At 32.3% G+C, this 22,976-nt stretch carries 15 protein-coding genes; 1 reads left to right on the top strand and 14 read right to left on the bottom strand.

All coding sequences use genetic code 11. The features are described from left to right. Window positions 1–387: 387 nt before the first annotated feature. The 13 genes from LPB136_RS12855 to LPB136_RS12795 form a co-directional block, all read right to left on the bottom strand. Window positions 388–1,860, bottom strand: coding sequence for an alginate O-acetyltransferase AlgX-related protein (locus LPB136_RS12855; protein WP_072556720.1), 1,473 nt, complete (start codon window positions 1,858–1,860; stop codon window positions 388–390). Window positions 1,861–1,866: 6 nt separating this feature from the next. Further along, window positions 1,867–3,273, bottom strand: a complete 1,407-nt coding sequence (locus tag LPB136_RS12850) for an MBL fold metallo-hydrolase (protein ID WP_072556719.1) — start codon at window positions 3,271–3,273, stop codon at window positions 1,867–1,869. A gap of 80 nt (window positions 3,274–3,353) precedes the next feature. Continuing rightward, entirely contained in the window at window positions 3,354–5,081 is a 1,728-nt protein-coding gene (locus tag LPB136_RS12845) for a SulP family inorganic anion transporter (RefSeq protein WP_072556718.1), read from the bottom strand. A gap of 10 nt (window positions 5,082–5,091) precedes the next feature. After that, window positions 5,092–6,405 (bottom strand): hypothetical protein, encoded by a 1,314-nt coding sequence (locus LPB136_RS12840; RefSeq protein WP_072556717.1) that lies wholly within the window; start codon window positions 6,403–6,405, stop codon window positions 5,092–5,094. 13 nt (window positions 6,406–6,418) lie between these two features. After that, window positions 6,419–7,441 (bottom strand): Holliday junction branch migration DNA helicase RuvB, encoded by a 1,023-nt coding sequence (gene ruvB / locus LPB136_RS12835; protein ID WP_072556716.1) that lies wholly within the window; start codon window positions 7,439–7,441, stop codon window positions 6,419–6,421. Window positions 7,442–7,549: 108 nt separating this feature from the next. Continuing rightward, complete coding sequence (locus LPB136_RS12830; RefSeq protein ID WP_072556715.1) at window positions 7,550–9,331, bottom strand: cytochrome c oxidase subunit I; 1,782 nt, start codon at window positions 9,329–9,331, stop codon at window positions 7,550–7,552. A 30-nt stretch (window positions 9,332–9,361) separates the two neighbouring features. Beyond that, window positions 9,362–10,369: a cytochrome c oxidase subunit II gene (locus LPB136_RS12825; protein ID WP_072556714.1), complete on the bottom strand. Its 1,008-nt coding sequence runs from the start codon at window positions 10,367–10,369 to the stop codon at window positions 9,362–9,364. Window positions 10,370–10,408: 39 nt separating this feature from the next. Beyond that, window positions 10,409–11,974: a quinol:cytochrome C oxidoreductase gene (locus tag LPB136_RS12820; protein ID WP_072556713.1), complete on the bottom strand. Its 1,566-nt coding sequence runs from the start codon at window positions 11,972–11,974 to the stop codon at window positions 10,409–10,411. Window positions 11,975–11,987: 13 nt separating this feature from the next. Beyond that, window positions 11,988–12,533 (bottom strand): c-type cytochrome, encoded by a 546-nt coding sequence (locus LPB136_RS12815; RefSeq protein ID WP_204218337.1) that lies wholly within the window; start codon window positions 12,531–12,533, stop codon window positions 11,988–11,990. A gap of 11 nt (window positions 12,534–12,544) precedes the next feature. Beyond that, window positions 12,545–13,081 carry a DUF3341 domain-containing protein gene (locus tag LPB136_RS12810; protein ID WP_072556712.1) on the bottom strand — a complete coding sequence of 179 codons (537 nt, stop codon included), beginning with the start codon at window positions 13,079–13,081 and terminating at the stop codon, window positions 12,545–12,547. A gap of 2 nt (window positions 13,082–13,083) precedes the next feature. Beyond that, window positions 13,084–14,511 (bottom strand): NrfD/PsrC family molybdoenzyme membrane anchor subunit, encoded by a 1,428-nt coding sequence (nrfD, locus tag LPB136_RS12805; RefSeq protein WP_072556711.1) that lies wholly within the window; start codon window positions 14,509–14,511, stop codon window positions 13,084–13,086. 65 nt (window positions 14,512–14,576) lie between these two features. Next, window positions 14,577–17,633, bottom strand: coding sequence for a TAT-variant-translocated molybdopterin oxidoreductase (locus LPB136_RS12800; RefSeq protein ID WP_072556710.1), 3,057 nt, complete (start codon window positions 17,631–17,633; stop codon window positions 14,577–14,579). A gap of 77 nt (window positions 17,634–17,710) precedes the next feature. After that, window positions 17,711–18,997, bottom strand: coding sequence for a c-type cytochrome (locus LPB136_RS12795; RefSeq protein ID WP_072556709.1), 1,287 nt, complete (start codon window positions 18,995–18,997; stop codon window positions 17,711–17,713). 198 nt (window positions 18,998–19,195) lie between these two features. On the opposite strand from LPB136_RS12795, the gene LPB136_RS12790 reads away from it, so the two are divergent. Beyond that, window positions 19,196–19,564 carry an SPOR domain-containing protein gene (locus tag LPB136_RS12790; protein WP_072556708.1) on the top strand — a complete coding sequence of 123 codons (369 nt, stop codon included), beginning with the start codon at window positions 19,196–19,198 and terminating at the stop codon, window positions 19,562–19,564. A gap of 527 nt (window positions 19,565–20,091) precedes the next feature. Here LPB136_RS12790 and infB read toward each other — a convergent pair. Continuing rightward, a complete protein-coding gene (gene infB, locus LPB136_RS12785; RefSeq protein WP_072556707.1) occupies window positions 20,092–22,893 on the bottom strand; it encodes a translation initiation factor IF-2 in 2,802 nt (933 codons plus the stop codon). Window positions 22,894–22,976 lie beyond the last annotated feature (83 nt).

Below are 22,976 nucleotides of genomic sequence, written 5' to 3'. Positions count from 1 at the left end.
TCTAGGGGCCTAGAACTTCTTGTTTTTAAAAATTCTATTATAAGCTCTTTACTATTCATACTTATATTAAAATAGACTGTTTCTGTATGGCTATCTTTAACATTTTTTGTTCTAACTATTTTTTTTGAAATATTGTTATAACTTACTTTTAAATACCCAGGAACTATGCTTGTAAACTTTATAGGTACTTTTATGTAATATATGTTTTTATCAAATTTATAATTAACCTAGTCTATTTATCAGATTTATTCTTATTAATAATTTTCGGAAAAACCTTTAAATTACCATTACAAAGAATGTAAAACTCTTTTTCATTCTTGGTTTTATTAAATTTAAAAGGTGCAGATAAATATGTAAGATTTTTCCAATTTTCTTTTGATAATTTAACTATTTTTTTTCTAAAAATTCATCCTTTTTAAATTTATACGCTTCAGGAATTTTCAAAACATCTCCTTGAAAATGATCTGGATGCACAATATAAACTAAAACTTTTTTTCCTTCTAAATATTTCTCTCCGTTTTTAAAAATCAATCTACCAAATCCTGAGCCACCACTTCTTAAAAAAACATCAGGAGTAATATTACTTTGTTGTTTAAAATAATGCGGTACACTTGCCCCTTTCTTGAATGATGGATATGCTAAAAAAGAATTTCCAACAAAAAGAATACTAGATTTAGATTTGTCTGTTAATAAAAATGGGGTTTTCTGTTCATTAATAACAGCTGAATATGTAATATCATCTGTTGCTTGATATATATCATTTCCATTAGGCCATTTATATTTTTTCCTATTTCTAAATTGATTCTCTTTTTTTTCTGAAATTATATTTTCCTTTTTACTTTCTTTTTTAAAAAAAGGGTATCTTTTAACTCTATTAACAACTTCATCTGCAATAACCAAAGAGACTTTTTCCCCTGGATGTGATTCAGTAAAATCATTATAAAAATACGTCAAAGGAGAATTTAGTCTTTCTTTTATAAGCCGTGGAGTTATATTTATTACTTCTAGATCATTCTCTAATAACTCTTTTGTTATTTTTAAAACATAAGGATCTATTATTAAATTTTCTGGAGGATGCTCTATAAACAAGTCAGCACAAATCTCTCCTTTATAAGGGACTCTTACTAAAATTAAATCTATATTAAACTTATTTAAGTAATCCTTAAATTCAACCATTGCATCCACAAAGTTACCTTCCTTTTGTTTATGAAATGCTTTTCCAGCTGAAAAAAAAGAATTTTCGACCCATTTTTCCTCCTTTTTACTAAAAGATTTAATATATTCTTTTCGGTAATCTAATGTGCTGTCATACCAAGATTCCCAATTGCTACTTCCTTCTTTCTTATAACGTTTTCTTAACGCCTTTAAGTCTTTCTTAATATACTTTTTCCGTTGTTTTATTGCGAATCTACTTCTTGGTTTTATTACTAATTTTTCTTCTTTTACTTTATTTTTATTTACTTTATTTTTCTTTAAATATGATTTAACTTTAGAAAAGTTACTTGCAAAATATATAGGTAAATCAAAATCTTCTATATCATCTGAAAGTTGCATTTGTTGTATTTCTGAAGACGTATTTTTAAAAGGAACTAAATTCAATTTTAATTTATCCCCTTTTTTTAAAGTTGATGCAACTAGTAATTCATTATTTTTTATACCTCTAAAAATAACGCTTATTTTTTCATTTTCAGACGTTAAAAGAACAACTGAAAAATTACAATTGGGATAATTAATACTCTTAGGATCTGGCAATTTCGAAATAAAAGATAACTCACCAAACGTTAGTTTTTTAATTTGAAAAGTAAAAGCTTTATTACTCAAAACAAAAACAACAACAAGAAACAAAAGCTTAGACTTCATCTATATTTATTTTAAAGTTGAAGGACAAACTGTTGCTGTTCTTTTAATAGTAGTATTTTTAATTGCACCATAACCACCAGCAATATCAATTACATTATGAAATCCACGGGCTTTTAAAATTGAAGAAGCAATTACAGAACGATAACCACCTGCACAATGCACATAAAAATCTTTATCGTTTGGAAATTCCGAAATATGATTATTCAAGAAATCTAGCGGAGTACTTGGCACGTTTTCAATATGTTCACTGTCATATTCCCCAGGTTTTCTAACATCGAATACAAGTGCGTTTTCATTTATTTTTTCTTCCAAAGTAGCTGCAGAAACCGATTCTAACGTATCAATTTCTTTATTTGCTTTTTTCCAAGCATCAAAACTACCATCTAAATATCCTAAAACATTATCGAAACCAACACGAGATAAACGTGTAATTGTAGTTTCTTCTTCTCCAATTGGAGTAACTAATAAAATCGGTTGCGTAATATCTTTTATTAACGCGCCAACCCAAGGTGCAAAAGTTCCTCCTAAGCCAATAAAAATTGACTGCGGAATAAATCCTTTTATAAATTCTGATTGATGACGTACATCTAAAATGATTGCATCCGTTTCGTTTGCAATTAATTCAAAATCAGCAACAGATAGTGGTTTTTTAGAAGTCTTAACAATCTGATCTAACGATTCATAACCTTCTTTATTCAACTTTACATTTAGAGGAAAATATGCTGGCGGAGGCAACAAACCATCTGTTACTTCTTTAATAAATTCTTCTTTGGTCATATCTCCTCTAAGTGCATAGTTGGTTTTCTTTTGATCTCCAATTGTACCTACAGTTTCTTTACTTAAGTTTTTACCACAAGCAGAACCTGCTCCATGTGCTGGATATACTATTACATCATCTGCTAAAACCATCACCTTGTTACGCAAGCTATCAAATAACAAGCCTGCTAAATCTTCTTGTGTCAAATCTCCCTTTTGAGCTAAATCTGGTCTTCCAACATCACCTAAAAACAAGGTGTCTCCACTAAAAATAGCATGATTATTTCCTTGTTCATCTTTCAATAAATAACAAGTACTTTCCATTGTATGTCCTGGAGTGTGTAGTACCGTAATTGTAATATCACCTACTTCAAAAACTTGATTATCTTCAGCAATTATAGCATTAAAACTTGTTTTTGCTGTTGGTCCATACACTATTTCTGCTCCAGTTTTTTCTGCCAAAGTAACATGACCGCTAACAAAATCTGCATGAAAGTGTGTTTCGAAAATATATTTAATTTTAGCTTCATTTTTATCTGCTTTGGTAATATAATCTTCTACTTCACGTAGTGGATCTATTATAGCAACCTCTCCGTTACTTTCTATATAATAAGCTCCTTGTGCCAAACAGCCTGTATAAATTTGTTCTATTATCATTATTCTTGTATTCTTTTCTAACTTTAAAATAACTCATTAGTCGGTATTTGACATATGATATTTATCAGTTTTATTTTAAATTATTTATATGCTTGATGTATATATTTCGCATATTTTTCTTGATGCTTTCTATCACCTGTTTTATAAAATTTTACTGCTTGATTTGCTCTCATAAAAAAATGATTGACATCTATGATTTCTAAAAGTCCTCCTCTAAACAGCAAGTCTCTTACAGGTCCTTTTACCCCTGCAAAATAAAAGGCTATTCCTTTATTTTGATAAAACTTAACTCGCTCTTTAAGCATTTCTACTCCAGTACTATCAACTCTATTAATACTTTCTGCATCTATAACTATCAATTTTAATGCCGAGCCTTTTTTAGATGCCATTTCATCTAAATTATCTCTAAAATAACTTGAATTGGCATAAAATAACTGAGCATCGAATCTAAAAACTAATACATCTTCATCTATTACAACTTCTTCAAACCTATTTTTGTTTTTATAAAAATTAGAGTTTGGTACTTTTCCTAATTCTGTAACATAAGGTCTAGACGTTCTAAATATCAAAATTATTAAAGACAAGCCTACTCCTGTTATAATTCCGTATTCAACACCAAAGAAAAGGGTTGCTAAAAAAGTAGCCATCATCAACCAAAAATCTAGGTTATTCGCTTTCCATAAATAAGCTGCCTCTTTAAAATTTATCAATCCAAAAACTGCTACAATAATTATTGCTGCTAATACTGTTTTTGGCAAATAATAAAAAACGGGTGTTAAAAAAAGTAGAGAAATTACAATCATTATAACTGACACAATTGCCGACATGCCTGTTGTTCCACCGTTTTCTTGATTGATTGCTGAACGAGAAAAACTTGATGTTGTAGGATATGCTTTAAACAATGAACCTGCCATATTACTTAAGCCTAAAGCGATTAATTCCTGATTCGCATTTACGCGGTATTCATTTTGTTTAGCTTCTAATGATTTACCAATAGATATGGTTTCTAGGTAACCAACCATTACTAAAGTTAATGCAATTGGTAATAGTTCTCTAATCTGATAAAATTCAATCTCTGGCATTGTAAATTTTGGTAATCCAGATGGAATTTCTTTGACTATAGAAACATCAATTAAATTTTTTCCAAAATAATACATTATTAAAATTCCTAAAATCACCACAAAAAGTGCGCTTGGTAATTTCTTGTTTACTTTTCTAAAAGCAATTATAATTACTACAGTTATTAAACCAATTACAGATGTATTAAAGTTAAAAGTTGCTATTTGCTGCCAAATATCTTGTATTAAAATGTGTATTTGATCACTTTGAATGAAATCCACACCTAATAAATTTTTAAATTGATTTGCGCCAATTATTAACGCTAAAGCGGAAGTAAAACCCGTTATTACCGGTTTAGATAAGAAATTTACAATAAAGCCTAACCTAAAAACACCCATTAAAAATTGAATTGCACCAACTATAAGTGCCAACAAAATTGCAATGGCAATATAACTTTCCGATCCTGCTAGTGCAAGTGCAGAAACTCCTGAAGCTACAATTAAAGAATCTATGGCAACTGGGCCAATTGCTACTTGCCTTGACGATCCAAAAACAGCATATATTATCTGTGGAACTAACGCGCAATATAAACCGTAAATTGGAGGTAAACCAGCAATTAACGCATACGCAATTCCTTGTGGAATTAAAACAATTGCAACTGTAATCCCAGCAATAAAATCTCCTTTAAATTGAGATGTATTGTAGTTAGGCAACCACTCTAAAATTGGTATGAGCTTTTTTAAATTCATTTTATAAAAACTAATTTTTAGGTATGTAATAAAATGGAATTTTCCAATTTAAAATCTTAGTCTCTCCAAACTCTTTTTTTACTTCAATAGAATTAATACCTTTTTTAAGGTTTGAAATATCTAAATAAGAAATTACTCCAGATTGCTTCGTTCTTGAATGTGCATTAAGTCTTAAAAATTCAACATCAATTTTTTTATCATTAATATAAATATGATAATATTGATTATAACAATCTAAAATAAAAGTATTCCACTCTTCTCTACGAACTTCTAAAGATAGCTCAGAATTTTCATTATCATCTCCACAAAATTCAGTTTTCATATTTTCTTCATGCTTAAAAACAGGAATAAAGATTTTTAACACATTAGCTTCAACTTTGTCTGATTCTATTTCTGGCGTTAATAAAAAAGTATTGTTTTTATTTTCATCATTATAAAAACTTGAATATACTTTTGTAGTATTAAAATGTTTTTTATGACTAGTTAAATAAAGAATATTCGTTTTAGGAATTTGATTTGCAAAAACTAAAACACCTGCAAATAAAAATGTTAAGACAAGATATATTAACGATTTTTTCTTCTTAAAATTAGAGCCAAAAATCATGCTTATTTGTAAAATTGATCTATATAAAGGCCCAAAAAGAATTTTAGATACAAATGTATTTACTTTAAAAGATAGAATCTGTAATTTCTCTTTTTTTCTGTTAACTTTTAAGTTTGCTACAAAAGTAATAATAATTTGTACTAATAGACTTAATCCAATTAAAACTGCAGGAATTAATAATATATAAGTGTTTATATAAGTAGACAATAAATTAAAAACAAATAAATAAACACTAGTAAATAAAGATGAATATGCATATATCATCAGCATAGTAAATGCAGCAGAGAAAATAACGCTACATAGTTCATCTGTCTTTTGTATAGAATCTTTTAATTTAGGTAATATTCCTAATATTTTTCGAGTATAAATTTCTGAATACGCACTATCTTCAATACTATAATCAGGAAAAACTGAATTTAAACCTACTAATCCAATCCAATAAGCTCTAAGGGAAAAATGTATTATAAACATTGATACTAAAATACTCACAGCTAAAAGTCCAAAAGTTACGATATAATACCCAATAACATATTGTTCAGGGTTTAAGACATTAATAAAAAAATTAACACACCAAGAAATTACACCAAACAACTTAAATGTACCAAAAATAGCAATTGCAGAAACTAGTAATTCAGCTTCCCAACTTTCATCTTTTAACCTTTGTAACCAACCTGTTGTTGATGGTTTCGCTATCGTATTATTTACTTCTTGTTGTTCCATTTAAAATTTATGCCTAAAATAATTCGCCTTGATTTCTCCCTTTAATTAAACCTAAATGTTTATACGCTAAATCTGTAACTTCTCTTCCACGAGGTGTTCTCATTATAAAACCTTGTTGAATTAAGAAAGGTTCGTACACTTCTTCGATAGTTTCTGTGTTTTCGGAAACAGCTGTAGCAATAGTACTTAAACCAACAGGACCTCCTTTAAATTTATCTATAATGGTTTTTAAAATTTTATTATCCATTTCATCCAAGCCATGTGCATCTACATTTAATGCTTTTAAAGCATACTTTGCTATTTCAATAGTAATGTTTCCATCACCTTTTATTTGTGCAAAATCTCTTACTCTACGTAACAATGCATTTGCAATTCTTGGTGTCCCTCTACTTCGTCCTGCAATTTCAATTGCCGCTTCCATAGAAATTGGAACGCCTAAAATTTGTGCGCTTCTCTGTACAATTGTAGTTAAAAGTTCTGTAGAATAATAATGTAAACGACTACTTATTCCAAAACGAGCACGCATTGGCGCAGTTAATAATCCTGAACGGGTGGTTGCTCCTATTAATGTGAATGGTTCTAAATTGATTTGAACAGTACGGGCATTTGGCCCAGATTCAATCATAATATCAATTTTATAATCTTCCATTGCAGAATACAAGTATTCCTCTACAATTGGGCTTAATCGATGGATTTCATCAATAAATAAAACATCTCGTTCATCGAGATTTGTAAGCAAACCAGCCAAATCTCCAGGCTTGTCCAGAACTGGTCCAGAAGTTACTTTTATACCAACTTGTAATTCATTTGCTAAAATATGTGCCAAAGTAGTTTTTCCCAAACCTGGAGGTCCATGAAAAAGTGTATGATCTAAAGCTTCATCTCTTTGATTTGCTGCTTCAACAAAAATCTTAAGGTTTTCAATTGCCTGATCTTGACCACTAAAGTCTTCAAAAGAAAGTGGGCGCAATTTTTTTTCTACATCAATATCTTCATTAGAAAGATTTGTGTTTTCAGGATTTAAATTTTCATTCATACTTAACAAAGATAACAATTTGACAAGAAGCAAAAAACCTTTCCAATGGAAAGGTTTTTTTGTTATTTATAATGACCTTTAGCTAGGCTCAAGGTTACAATTTAATTTTTAAGACGGCTCTTCTCCATCATATAATGGTACTACTTGAGGTATAAAGTCTTTACCTCCTAAGTAATCACTATCATCATCTTTAGGATCTACTCTTTTACTATAGTCATAAGGCCAACGGTGTACTTCTGGAATTTTTCCAGGCCAGTTACCGTGAATATGTTCTACTGGTGTAGTCCATTCTATTGTATTAGAATTCCAAGGATTCTGAGTTGCATTTTTCCCTCTATAAATTGAGATAAAAAAGTTAGCTAAGAATATTATTTGACCTAAACCTCCAACTAAAGCAAAAATTGTAATTACAACGTTTACATCAGCTAGATCATCAAACATTGGAAAGTTTGTATTTGTATAATATCTACGTGGTAAACCTGCTAAACCAATAAAGTGCATTGGCCAGAATACACCGTAAGCACAAATAATGCTTATCCAGAAGTGCCAATAACCCATAGTTTTGTTCATCATTTTACCATACATTTTCGGGAACCAGTGATAGACACCAGCAAACATTCCAAAAATTGCAGATACTCCCATTACTAAGTGGAAATGCGCTACAACGAAATATGTATCATGAACATTAATATCTAATGCAGAATCTCCTAAAACTAATCCTGTTAAACCTCCTGTAACGAATGTAGAAACTAATCCGATTGAAAATAACATGGCAGGATTTAGTTGAAGATTTCCTTTCCACAAAGTGGTTATATAGTTAAATGCTTTTACCGCTGAAGGAATTGCAATTAATACAGTTGTAAAGGTAAACACAGATCCTAAAAATGGATTCATTCCTGAGATAAACATGTGGTGACCCCAAACAATTGTAGATAAAAATGCAATTGCCATAATAGAACCAATCATTGCTCTATATCCAAAAATTGGTTTTCTAGAATGCGTTGAAATAATTTCTGAAGTTAAACCTAAAGCTGGTAATAATACAATATAAACCTCTGGGTGACCTAAGAACCAAAATAAGTGTTCAAATAATACTGGTGATCCTCCTTGGTAATGTAATACTTCACCAGAAATAAATATATCTGATAAGTAAAATGAGGTACCAAAACTTCTATCAAAAATTAATAATAATGCTGCTGATAATAATACTGGGAAAGAAACCACACCAATAATTGCTGTGATAAAAAACGCCCACATTGTAAGTGGTAAACGCGTCATTTTCATTCCTTTTGTACGTAAGTTTAAAACTGTAACTATATAGTTTAATGATCCAATTAAAGATGAAGCAATAAAAATTGCCATAGAAACCAACCATAACGTCATACCTGCTCCAGAACCCGGAATTGCTTGTGGTAATGCTGAAAGTGGTGGGTAAATTGTCCATCCTGCAGATGCTGGTCCTGCTTCAACAAATAAAGATATAACCATGATTATACTTGATAAAAAGAATAACCAATAAGAAACCATATTTAAGAAACCAGATGCCATATCTCTAGCACCAATTTGTAAGGGAATTAATAAGTTAGAAAATGTACCACTTAAACCTGCAGTTAGTACAAAGAATACCATTATTGTTCCATGAATGGTAACTAATGCCAAATACATATCTGGATTCATTATACCATCTGTTTGATGATGTCCTAAAAATGCTTCTATAATAGAAAATGATTTTTCTGGCCATGCAATTTGCATACGGAATAACATTGACATGAATACTCCAATAACTCCCATAAAAATTCCTGTAACTAGGAATTGTTTAGAAATCATTTTATGGTCTGTACTAAAAATATATTTTGTTACAAATGTTTCTTTGTGATGATGCTCTGACATAATCTATTTATTTGTAGTCTCTTTTAATTATTATTTTACAACTTGGGCTAATGCTGGCTGTTCAGCTAACCATTTCTTATATACTGCGTCTTCTACAACTGTAATTTTCATTTGCATGTTATAGTGAGATGCTCCACATATTTTATTACATAAAAGTACGTAGTCAAAAACATAAGGATCTTCACCTTTGGCTTTTCTTATCTTATTAATTCCGTTTGTTTTAGCAACAACTTCAGATTGCACACGCATTTCTTCTGTTGTAAACTTAGGTGTAAAAGCAAACTGAGTAACCATACCAGGAACACAATTCATTTGTGCTCTAAAGTGAGGCATATAAGCTGAGTGCAATACGTCTTGTGAACGGAACTTGAACAATACTTTTTTACCTTTAGGCAAGTATAATTCTGTTACTTGTTTATCGTCTTGAGAGTTTTTATCAGACATATCAACTCCCATTGTATTAACTCCTTTAATATAGTTTACGTTTCCTAAACCTAAAGTATTATCTTCTCCTGCATAACGAGCTTCCCATTGAAATTGTTTTGAATATACTTCAATAACAATTGGGTTTTCATCATCACCAACATACATAATGTTATTCCAAGCCCATAAACCATAACCTATTAAGATTACAATAGTAAAAGCAGGGATTATAGTCCAAATCATCTCTAATTTATGACTATCTGCATAGAATTTTGCTTTATTTTCTTTTTTCCCTCTATACTTGTACGTAAAAAAGAAAATTAAAAATTGCATGATAAACTGCACAATACCAATTAACCAAAAGGTAATATTGAAAAGATTATCATCATGTTCTCCTTCAATTGAGGCAGATTCTGGTAACATTAACACATTCATTGCTATTAAACAATAAACCATCATTGCATATAAAAACACCATAAAACCAATGGCAATTTTACCTTGCGAATTATTGTCTTTATCTGTAGCAATAACTTCTCTCAAGTTCATTACACGGGTAATTTGCCAAAAGCTTACCCCGATTGCAACAGCTATAAAAATATAAAATAGAGCTAACATATTTATTTTTTCTTATTTATTTTTAATTCAATTATTTAATTAATGGTGCGCATCTGCGTCTTCACCTCTATGTTCAATATTATAATAGTGAAAGTGTTCACTTTCTCCTAAAAATGGATTTCCTTTTGCAACAGGATCTGCTTTTGCAAATGCACTAAAGGTTGTCCAAATTAGTAATCCTAAGAAAAATAGTATAGCACCAATTTCTGGAATACCAATTGCCCATTGAGCACCAACTGTCGCTGGCATAATCATAACAAATACATCTACATAATGCCCTGCTAAAATCACTATTCCTCCCATAACTACAAACCAAGGTATACTCTTAAAATCACTATTGATTAATAATAAAATTGGGAAAACGAAATTCATTACAACCATTCCTAAAAATAGTCCTTTATATTCGTTAAAACGCATTGCGTAATACGTGGTTTCTTCAGGAATATCTGCATACCAGATCAACATAAACTGTGCAAACCATAAGTACGTCCAGAATACTGAGAAACCAAACATAAACTTCGCTAAATCATGAATATGACTATCATTTACTTTTGGTAAATATCCTTTAGAACGTAAATAAATTGTTACAAATGTAATTGTAGTTACAGCACTTACTAAGAAAGTAGCTAAAACATACCAACCAAATAACGTTGAGAACCAGTGAGGGTCTAAGCCCATAATCCAATCCCAAACTGCCATACTTTCAGTAATCATGAATAGGAATAAAAATATTACAGAAACGTTATAATTCTTTTTGTATGTTGAAATATTTTCAGCAGTATCTTCTTTAATAGAATTTCTTCTAATAAACCAACGGTAAGCATTCCAAACAAATAAATAGAATACACTTCTAATCATCCACCAAGGTGCGTTTATCCATCCTGATTTACCATCTACAATTGGATCATAATTCTCGTGACCTGGAGTAAAAGTTCCTTCAGTCATCCAAGAAAATAAGTGATTCATGTGCATAAATGATGCAACTAAAACAGCAATCAAAATTAAACTAACTGGTAATAAGTTAGCAGTAATTGCTTCCATTACTCTAAACAAAACTATTGACCAACCTGCTTGCGCAACTCTTTGAATTGCATAAAAAGCTAAAACTAATAACGTAACTCCTAAAAAGAATATTAAAGCTACATAAAGTGCAGCCCAAGGTCTGTTTTGTAATTGGTGAAATACATGTTCTGCATGTGCATCATCATGACTTGTTCCGTGTGCGTTATCTGAAGCATGAGTGTCTAATTTTTCTGCATGTACTTCATCAACTTCTTTTACTTCTATTACTTCTTCTGAATGAGATTCACCTTCACTGTGAGAATCACCGTGTACTTCTTCAACTATAACTTCTGAATGAGAATTCTCTTCTGAATGATTATCTTCAGCATGAGCATCTTCTTTCTTTTCTGTATGAGTTTCCTCTACATGTTTTGTTTCACCATGGTCATTACCGTGTGCTCCGTGAGCAGATTGGTTAGCCATAATTTCTTTAGCGTCTTCTAAAGTTTTTGGTGCATTGTAAAAACCTAAAGCAACTCCTAAGGCTCCAAGAACCATAAATGCAATAGCGAGTGTTTTTAATCTACCTGAAAATTGATACATATCTATTATAGATTTATTTTAAATCTGCTTTTAATTTTTCTACATACTGAACAACTTGCCAACGTTCTGTTGGTGTCATTTGTGATGCGTGAGAACCCATTAAGTTTTTACCGTGCATAATTACGTGGTAAATACTTCCTTCGGTAAGTTCTCTATCTTTATAGTTAGGAATACCTGCAAACTTATCACGTTCAGTTAAAATTCCGTTTCCATCACCTTTTTTACCATGACATACTGCACAGTAAATATCGTACATTGCTTTTCCGTTTGTTAAGTTATCTTCAGTAACTTCTAACGGATTTTTTAATTCATTCTTAGCAATTTCGTAACCTTCATTAGTGTCTAAGATGTCATAAGCAGGATATCCTCCTCTTTTAACTGTACCTGCAACTGGTTTAGAGTTAACTGGTTTTCCATTTACACCTTCTGCTCCATTTACATCATAAGGTACAGACACATACATATCTGGCATATATTGTAAACTTGGCTCACGTTTGTTACCACAAGAAACTATACTTGTAAGTACTACTAAACTGAATATTATTTTTAAACTCTTCATTTATCTATTGATTAATGCTTGTCTACTACGTTAATTTCTACAGCTCCTGTAGCTGCCAATAACGTTTTTAATTCTTCTTCGTTTCCATGAACTGGAATTTCCATTAAGAAATGGTCATCGGTTGTTCTTGGATCTGGGTTTTCTGCTTCTTTAAATGGCCAAATCTTACTTCTCATGTAAAAAGTAATTACCATTAAGTGGGCTGCAAAAAACACTGTTAATTCAAACATAATTGGCACAAATGCTGGCATGTTTGTTGCCCAAGAAAAGTTTGGTTTACCACCAATATCTTGCGGCCAATCGTGAATCATTGTATACCAAGTAAGCCATATTGCTACAGACAAACCTGTAATACCATACATAAAAGCTGTAATTGCCAAACGTGTAGGCGCTAAACCCATTGCTTTGTCTAGTCCGTGAACTGGAAAAGGACAAAATATTTCTTCTATATGATGGTGTTCTCCTTTTACTTTTTTAACTGCATCCATTAGGATTTCGTCATCATTGTAAAGTGCATGAATAACTTTTGATGCTTCGTGTGCTCCCATAATTATCCGTTTATAGTGTTATTATCTTCAACTTGAGAAGTAGAAATTCCATCTCTTTGCTTCTTGTAATTTTCTCCTGAAGATTTTAATATTGTTTTCATTTCTGCAATAGGAATTACTGGGAATGTTCTTGCGTATAATAAGAATAATACAAAGAAGAAACCGATAGTTCCAATAAAGATACCTACATCTACAAATGTTGGTTCAAAACGCCACCAAGTTGATGGTAAGTGACCTTTACTTAATACAATTGCAATAATATCAAAACGTTCAAACCACATACCAATATTAATTACAATAGAGATAATGAATGACCAGATAAAACTTCTTCTTATTTTTTTAATCCAAAGTAATTGTGGCGTAAAGATGTTACATATTAATAATGACCAAAAAGCCCATCCATAAGGTCCAGTTTCTGCACCAATTGATAAATAAGTGTAATATTCATAAGGAGAACCTGTATACCATGCAATAAAGAATTCTGTTGCGTAGGCAACTGCTACGATTCCTCCAGTAACAATAATTACAATGTTCATATATTCTACGTGTAAACGTGTAATATATGCTTCCATATTAGTAACTTTTCTCATTATACCTAATAACGTTTGTACCATTGCAAATCCAGAAAAGATTGCTCCAGCTACGAAATAAGGAGGGAAAATTGTTGAATGCCAACCTGGGTTAATTGAAGTAGCGAAGTCCATCGATACGATTGTGTGTACAGAAAGTACTAATGGTGTTGCTAAACCAGCAAGTACCAAAGATACTTCTTCAAAACGTTGCCAATCTTTTGCTCTACCAGACCAACCGAAAGATAATAAAGAATATATTTTCTTTTGAAAAGGTTTTACTGCTCTATCTCTAATAGTTGCAAAATCTGGTAATAAACCTGTCCACCAGAAAACTAAAGATACAGATAAATATGTTGAAATTGCAAATACATCCCAAAGTAATGGCGAGTTAAAGTTTACCCATAATGAACCAAATTGATTCGGAATTGGTAAAACCCAATACCCATTCCATGGACGTCCCATGTGAATAATTGGAAACAATCCTGCTTGGAATACAGCAAAGATTGTCATTGCTTCTGCAGAACGGTTAATTGCCATTCTCCATTTTTGACGGAATAAAAGTAGTACAGCTGAGATTAATGTACCGGCGTGACCAATACCAACCCACCATACAAAGTTTGTGATATCCCAAGCCCAACCAATGTTCTTGCTTAATCCCCAAACTCCAATACCTGTTCCAACTGTATAAAATATACACCCAAATCCCCATAACATTGCTGCTAAAGAAATATAAAATGCTATATACCAGTTTTTGTTTGCTTTACCTTCTATAGGTTTAGCAATGTCTTCGGTAATGTCGTGGTAACTTTTATTACCTAATACTAAAGGTTCCCTTATGGGTGCTTCGTAATGAGACATATTTTTATTACTTAGTTTTTAATTTTTATTGAAGTTAAAGTTTTGAATTCTAACTTTCAACTCGTTTATGCTTCGTTTGTATTTCTAACTTTCACTTGATACACTACATTCGGTTTCGTCTGTAGATAATCTAATACGTGAAATGCTCTTTTATCTTCTGCTAATGCAGCTACTTCGTCTTTTTTGTTGTTAACATCTCCAAAGACCATAGCTCCAGTTGTACAAGCTGATGAACAAGCTGTTGAGAATTCATCTTTATTAACAGCTCTACCTTCTTTCTTAGCTTTTAAAATTGTTGCTTGTGTCATTTGAATACACATAGAACATTTTTCCATAACTCCACGAGAACGAACTACAACATCTGGATTTAACACCATTTTACCGTACTCATTATTCATATTGAAATCGAACTCTTTGTTTTCTGAATAATTAAACCAGTTAAAACGCCTAACTCTATAAGGACAGTTGTTTGCACAATATCTTGTACCCACACATCTATTATAAGCCATTTGGTTTTGACCTTGACGACCATGAGATGTTGCTGCAACTGGACAAACTGTTTCACATGGAGCGTGATTACAGTGCTGACACATCATTGGTTGGAAAGTAACAGAAGGATTTTCTGCTTCAGTTTCTAAAGCTGAATACATTTCTGCTCTACTTAAACCTAATTCCTTAGCTTCTTCTCTTGTTTCAACTTCCGAAGAATAGTATCTATCAATACGCAACCAGTGCATATCTCTACCAACTCTTACTTCGTTTTTACCCACAACAGGTACGTTGTTTTCTGCATGACATGCAACAACACAAGCACCACATCCTGTACAAGATGTTAAATCTATAGATAAGTTAAAGTGATGACCTATTTCTCTGTTATGCTCATCCCATAAATCAATAGATTTTGCTTCTACTTCTTGATGGTCATAAGAAACCATAGCAGGAACATTCCATCCATTTTTATGATCTTTAGGATCTACAGTTAAATATTCTTTTAACGTAGCTTCCTTTAATATATCGTGACGACCTGCAATTGTTTTCTGTACTTGCGTACAAGCAAACTTGTGTACTGCTCCAGATGTCTTCTCAATAGAAACATTATACTGAACATTATTACCGTTTGCATATAAAGAGTAAGCATTTACTCCAACTTGCATTTCTTCTTTTAAACCTTCTAATTTACCGTAACCTAATGCTAAACCAACAGATCCATTTGCTTGACCAGGTTGTATCATTACAGGAACATTTTCTAAAATGACACCATTAACAGTGACTTTAGCATAATTACCATTTATGGCTCCATTATCTTTTACAGGGTTTTCAAACTCTAATGTTTTGGCATCTGCCATAGAAACAGTTAAGTAATTATCCCATGAAGCACGTGTAATTGGGTCTGGGAATTCTTGTAACCAAGGATTGTTTGCTTGTTTACCGTCTCCCATACCGCCTTTGGTATATAAGTTTAATTCAAATGCTGATGCTTTTGTTGCTTTACTTAACTCAGCAGCAACTGCATTTACATCAATATCTCCAGCTGTGTTACTTGCAGTTACTTCTTTATTGAAAGAACCATCATGTAAAACTGTATTCCAAGAAGTTGTTCCTAAAATAGCAGCTGAATTAGTTTTTAAATAATCGTAATATTTTGTTGAATTTCCAGACCAAGTTATTAACGTGTCTTGTAATTGACGTGTATTAAATAATGGTTGAATAGTTGGTTGCATTAATCCGAAATTAGATTCAGAAATCATAATATCTCCCCAAGATTCTAAATAGTGAGGCGCTGGTAATACAAATTCAGAAGCCATTGCCGTTGCGCTATTTTCCGTAGAAATTGCAACAGATAATTTAGCTTTCTTTAATCCTTCTGAAAAATCGGCTGAATTAGCAAGTGTGTAAACAGGATCTACATTATAAGTAATAAGACCTGCAACTTTTCCTGATTTTAAATCAGCAACTACTTGTGCAACTTTAGCATCATTTCCTTGACGGATGTTTAATGTATTGTTTACATCAATCACATCACTACTCAATGCTTTGTTAATTGCTAATGCAATTAATTGTGCATTCTTATCATTTAACCCTGTTAAAACAACTGCTTTAGAACCTGCTTTACGCAAATCTTTAGCTAATGTTTTTACAACAGCATCAACTGGTGTAGTTTTAGAAGGAACATTTGCTCCTGTTACTGCGTTGTATAAGTTTAATAAAGCGAATACTTGATCTGATGGTTTTACAACCACACGTTTATCTGCATTTGCTCCAGTTAAAGACATATTACTTTCCACTTGAACGTGGTAAGACATATGTCCTGTTTCTGGTTTACGACCTGCTATGTAAGATTTTTCGAATCCTCCGTGGAAATCTCCTAAGAAATCTGCCCCAAAAGAAACAATAACTTTCGCTTTGCTAAAATCGTAATTTGGTAATGCGCGCTTTCCGTACATTTCTTCAAAAGCATCGGCAGCACCGCTTTCTGAAATTGCATCATATACAACGTGTTCTACGTTTGGATATGCTGTTGTAAATTCAGAAATAATTTTATCTGTAGATGGACTTGCCATTGTTCCTGTTAATAACACAACAGGTTGGTTAGCATCTTTTAATTCGTTTAATTTTGCCCCAATTTCTTTATCGGCATCTGCCCAAGAAATTACAGTTGAACCTTTAGTTGGCTCTTTAATACGTAATGCCTCATCATATAAAGACAATACAGAAGCTTGCACACGTGCATTTGTTGTTCCGTTTGCTTCTTTATTTGGCATTATTTGAATTGGACGACCTTCACGTGTTTTTACTAACACATTTGCAAAATCGTATCCATCTGCCATTGTAGTTGCATACCAGTCCGCAACACCTGCAACAGTGTCTTCAGGTCTTACTACATAAGGAATAGATTTTCTTACTGGACCTTCACATGCTGCTAAAGAAGCGGCTGCTGTTGTAAATCCTACATATTTTAAGAAATCTCTACGAGAAGTTGAAGAGTTTTCAAGCGTTTCTTTATCGCCTAAAAAATCATCAGTTGGAATTTCTTCTACAAACTCATTTTTACTTAACGCCTCAACTACAGAACTATCTTTTAGTTCTTCGACGCTTTTCCAGTATTTTTTGTTTGAAGCCATTGCTCTTATTAGTTATTAGTTGTTAGTTATTAGTTATTAGTTTGCACTAAAACTGTAACTAGCTATCTCTTTTATTATTAATAGTGACATTTACCACACTCTTTACCTCCAAGTTGTGCAATTGTTACTTGCTCAACGCCAAATTTGGCAGCCAACTCTTTGTGTATTTTAGCGTAATATTCGTTACCTTTTAAATCTACTTTTGTGTCTTTATGACAATCGATACACCAACCCATTGTTAATGGAGAATATTGATATACCTCTTCCATTTCCTCAACTGGACCGTGACATTTTTGACATTTTAAACCTCCAACAGTTACGTGTTGTGAGTGATTAAAATATGCAAAGTCAGGCAAGTTGTGTACACGAACCCATTTTACCGGTTTCGTTTCACCTGTATACTCTAACTTATCAGCATCCCAACCTGCAGCATCGTAAATCTTAGCGATTTCTTTATTCAACTCTTCTTTACCTAAAGTAGCTTGTTCTAAAACTACTTGAGTATCGTCTGCTACTTCAGAAATTCCTTTATGACAGTTCATACAAACATTTACTGAAGGTATACCAGATGTTTTACTATGTTTTGCTGATGAGTGACAATATTGACATTCTATCTTATTATCTCCTGCGTGAATTTTATGTGAAAATGCAATTGGCTGAATTGGTTGATATCCCTCTTCAACTCCAATTTTAAATAAAGTTCCAAATAAGAAATACGCAGTAACTAATGCTCCAAATATTACAGCTAATACTTTTAAGAAAGTGTTTTTCTTTACGCCTTCCCAAACTTCATTTAAGGTAGCTACAGCTCCTGGTGTTTTTGGCGCTCCTTTTAATTCGCTAATTGTTTTTAATAAACTTGCAATAATTAAAAAAGCTACAATAATTGCTGCTGCCAATATATAGATTAACCAACCTGGCGCTTCGCCTTGCTCTCCTGAAGAAGCTACATCTGCAACAGCTCCTGGCTTTACAGGATCTCCAACAGTTGTATAATACAAGATGTCATTTATTTGCTTTTCATCTAATTGAGGAAAAGCCGTCATTGCTGTTGGACTGAATTCCGCCGCTTCAATTGCATCTGCGTTTCCAGATTTAATTAAGGCTGTATTATCTTTAATCCAGCTTTGTAACCAATCGTTTTCTCTTTTATCTTCAATTCCACCTAATGCAGGTCCAACTAGTTTTTTATCTAGCTTATGACACGATGCACAAAGTGATCTAAATAATTTTCTACCTTCTTTTTGACGCGCTGCATCTACTTCTTGTGCTTGCGCAGAAAAGCTAAAAGATAATATTAAAAGTAAAGTAAGACTCTTTAAGAATACGTTGGTTAGTCTATTGTGTAGTGCTACACTCTTCATATTTTACAAACTATAGTTTAAAATCTATGTATTTTTGGCATAAGGTTTGCACCGTATGCAGTTGCACAAAAGTACTAATTCTGTTCAGATTTTGAAATGCTAAAAGAATGTTAATTATAATTTATATTAATTCTAAATAAAGAATTATTTCAATTTATTCAGAAACAAGTCGTTACTTTTGTATAAACTAAAATGATAATGAAAATTAAGATATATTTTTCCGCTGCATTGTTTTTCCTATTCTTTGGAATTTCTACTGTAAATGCACAAACTAGCACACAAGATAACGATAAGATTTCTAGCTTATTAGCTAAAAAAAGAGACTACAATAAACGATATGGTTATGGTTTTAGAATACAGTTATATAATGGCTTAGAAAAACGCGCAAGAAGCACAAAAGGCAGATTTCAAGTAGAATTTCCAGGTGTTTACAGCAAGTTAGATTACGATGCTCCTGAATGGAAAGTGCAAGTAGGAAATTACAAAACAAGATTAGAGGCTGATAAAGCTATTAATAAAATTAGAGAAAAATTTTCTGGCGCTATTGTTATTGAAAAGAATGATTAGATGATTAGATGATTAGATGATTAGATGATTAGATGATTAGATGATTAGATGATTAGATGATTAGATGAAAATACAAATTATAAAAATCCGAGGCTATTGCTTAGGATTTTTTTTGTTTTAAACTTATTTTACTAAAATGCCTTAAAGTTTAATCTGGCATCGAAAAAAGTTCTCTATACAATTTTTAGTTCCTCATAATCACTTAACAACCTTAACAAAGATAAACACACCTCTTAACTCATTATAATAGCAAGTAGGAGCGTTAGCGATTGCAGCGGCATCCTTTTTGTTTTTTCTACAAAAAGATATAGTGGAAAGCGCGGGCGGTTTTGGTGTTATTTACTTTACTAAAAAGCTAAGCAAAATTCTGAAACAAGTTCAGAATGCTAATTGATAAGAAAATTACCCAAAACCGTAACGCACAAAAAAACCGACACTTTCGTATCGGTTTTAGTTTTATAATAAAACACAAAATATTCTTGAGTTTTTAGCATGAGATTCCTGCCTTCGCAGGAATGACAGTAAGCTTATTTCAGTTTCTTTTTAACGGCTACTTCTTGATAAGCTTCTATAACATCACCTTGTTGTATATCGTTGTATCCTTTTATCTGAACACCACAATCGTATCCTTTTGCAACTTCTTTTACATCGTCTTTAAAACGTTTAAGGGCTGCTAATGTTCCTGTATGAACTACAATACCGTCTCTAATAATTCTAATTAATGAGTTTCTGAATATTTTACCTGACATAACCATACATCCTGCAATGTTACCAACTTTAGAGATTTTATAGATTTCTCTAATTTCTACATTACCTGTAACTTCTTCTTTAATGTCTGGAGATAACATACCTTCCATTGCATCTTTAAGATCGTTAATTGCATCGTAAATAATTGAGTACATTCTAATATCTACTTCTTCTCTATCTGCAATTACCCTAGCGTTTGCTTGAGGACGAACGTTAAATCCGATTACAATTGCGTCTGAAGCGGTTGCTAATAACACATCACTTTCTGTAATGGCTCCAACTCCTTTATGTAAAATATTAACTTGAATTTCTTCTGTTGATAATTTCTGGAACGAATCTGTTAAAGCTTCTACAGAACCATCTACATCTCCTTTTAAGATAATGTTTAATTCTTTAAAGTCTCCTAACGCAATACGACGACCAATTTCATCTAACGTTAATGTTTTTTGAGTTCTTACAGATTGCTCACGTTGTAATTGAGAACGTTTAGAGGCAATTTGTTTTGCTTCTCTTTCGTCTTCAAATACATTGAATTTATCTCCTGCTTGTGGCGCTCCGTCTAAACCAAGTATAGATACTGGTGTTGATGGACCTGCAACTTTAAGTTTCTTCCCTTTGTCATCAAACATGGCTTTTACTTTACCACTATTTTTACCTGCAAGGATATAATCTCCAATTTTTAAAGTTCCGGCTTGTACTAATATTGTTGTAACATAACCTCTACCTTTATCTAATTGTGCTTCTACTACTGCACCAACTGCGTTTTTATTAGGATTTGCTTTTAATTCTAATATTTCAGCTTCTAATAAAACTTTTTCTAATAACTCCTCAATTCCTTGACCAGTTTTTGCAGAAATATCTTGAGACTGAATGTTTCCACCCCATTCTTCAATTAATAAATTCATTGAAGATAGTTGCGTTTTAACGTTGTCTGGATTAGCGTTTGGCTTATCAATTTTATTAATTGCAAATATAATTGGTACTCCTGCTGCTTGTGCGTGAGAAATTGCCTCTTTTGTTTGTGGCATTACATCATCATCTGCTGCTGCTACAATAATTACTAAATCTGTAACTTGAGCTCCACGAGCACGCATTGCTGTAAAGGCCTCGTGACCAGGTGTATCTAAAAATGCTATTTTCTGATCTCCTACGTTTACAGAATAAGCTCCAATATGCTGTGTAATTCCACCAGATTCTCCGTCAACAATATTTGCTTTACGAATGTAATCTAATAATGAAGTTTTACCATGATCTACGTGACCCATTACCGTAATAATTGGCGCACGAGTAACTAAATCTTCTGGCTTATCTTCTACTTCTTCTATTGATTCTTCTACTTCTGCACCAACAAATTCTACAGTATAATTAAACTCTTCTGCAACAATAGTTAATGTTTCTGCATCTAAACGCTGGTTCATTGTTACCATCATTCCTAACATCATACATGAAGAAATAATGTTTGTAACTGGTACATCCATCATTGTTGCAACCTCACTTACAGTAACAAATTCTGTCACTTTAAGTACTTTGCTTTCTAATGCTTGTGCTTCTAATTCTGCTTCAGTTTGTTCTCTGTGAGCATCTCTTTTATCTCTACGATACTTAGCTCCTTTACCTTTCTTAGATTTACCTTGAAGTTTTTCTAAGGTTTCTCTTACTTGTTTTTGAACTTGCTCGTCAGTTAATTCTGCTTTTTGAACTACAGGTCTTCTACCTCTTTGTTGTCCTCCACGATTACCTCCACTTCGGTTTCCACCTCTATTTCCTCCAGTACTAGGAGTTCTTGTTCCGCCTGTTGCTGGCTTCACAATTCTTTTACGTTTCTTCTTATCGTCTCCAGGTCTTACTACCTTTTTCTTCGGCTTCTTCTCAAACTGCTTTAAGTCAATTTTTTGCCCTGTAATCTTAGGACCGTCTAACTTTTTATATTGCGTTTTAAGTTTTTCTGAATTTTCAGGTGTAATTTCAACTTTTGGCTCTTCTTTAACCTCAGGTTCTTTCTTTTTAATTCCAGCTACCTTAGGTTTTTCTGTTTTATGAACCTCTACCTTTTTCACTTCTTTAACCTCAACCTTTTTTGGAGTTTCCTTTACAGGTTCCGCTACTTTAGGAGTCTCCTTTTTTGGAGCTTTTTTAACAGGTTCTACAGCTTTAGGAGCTTCTTGTTTTGGTTCAGCTACTTTTGGAGTTTCCTTTACAGGTTCTTCCGTTTTTGCAGATGGTTTTTTATCTACATCTATTTTTCCGACAGTTTTAATCTCTAACTTAACTGCCTTGGCCTTAAGAACTTCTCTTTTAGCTTCTTCCTCTAAACGCTTTTGCTCTTGCTTAGCTTCTAACGCTAACTTAAGTGCTTCTTTCTCTTTTCTCTTTTCTTCTCCAACCTCACGAGATTCTGCTCTTTTACTAGCATCCGTTTGAAAACCATCTAATAGAATTTGATATTCTGCATTAGAGATTTTTGTTGTAGGGCGCGCTTCTACATCATGGCCTTTTTTAGCCAAATGTTCTACTGCTCTATCTAAAGAGATATTTAATTCTTTTAAAACTTTGTTAAGCCTTAATTTTTTAACGTCAGACATATACTGTTTTTTAGTCTTAATTTACAAAAAACACACTTTACAAATTAATTGTAGTTATGAATTCTGTTATTATGTTGATTTTT

The organism is Tenacibaculum todarodis (assembly GCF_001889045.1).
Lineage (GTDB): Bacteria > Bacteroidota > Bacteroidia > Flavobacteriales > Flavobacteriaceae > Polaribacter > Polaribacter todarodis.
The sequence above is the reverse complement of the archived record's forward strand: the minus strand, read 5'-3'. Positions and strand labels throughout refer to the sequence as shown.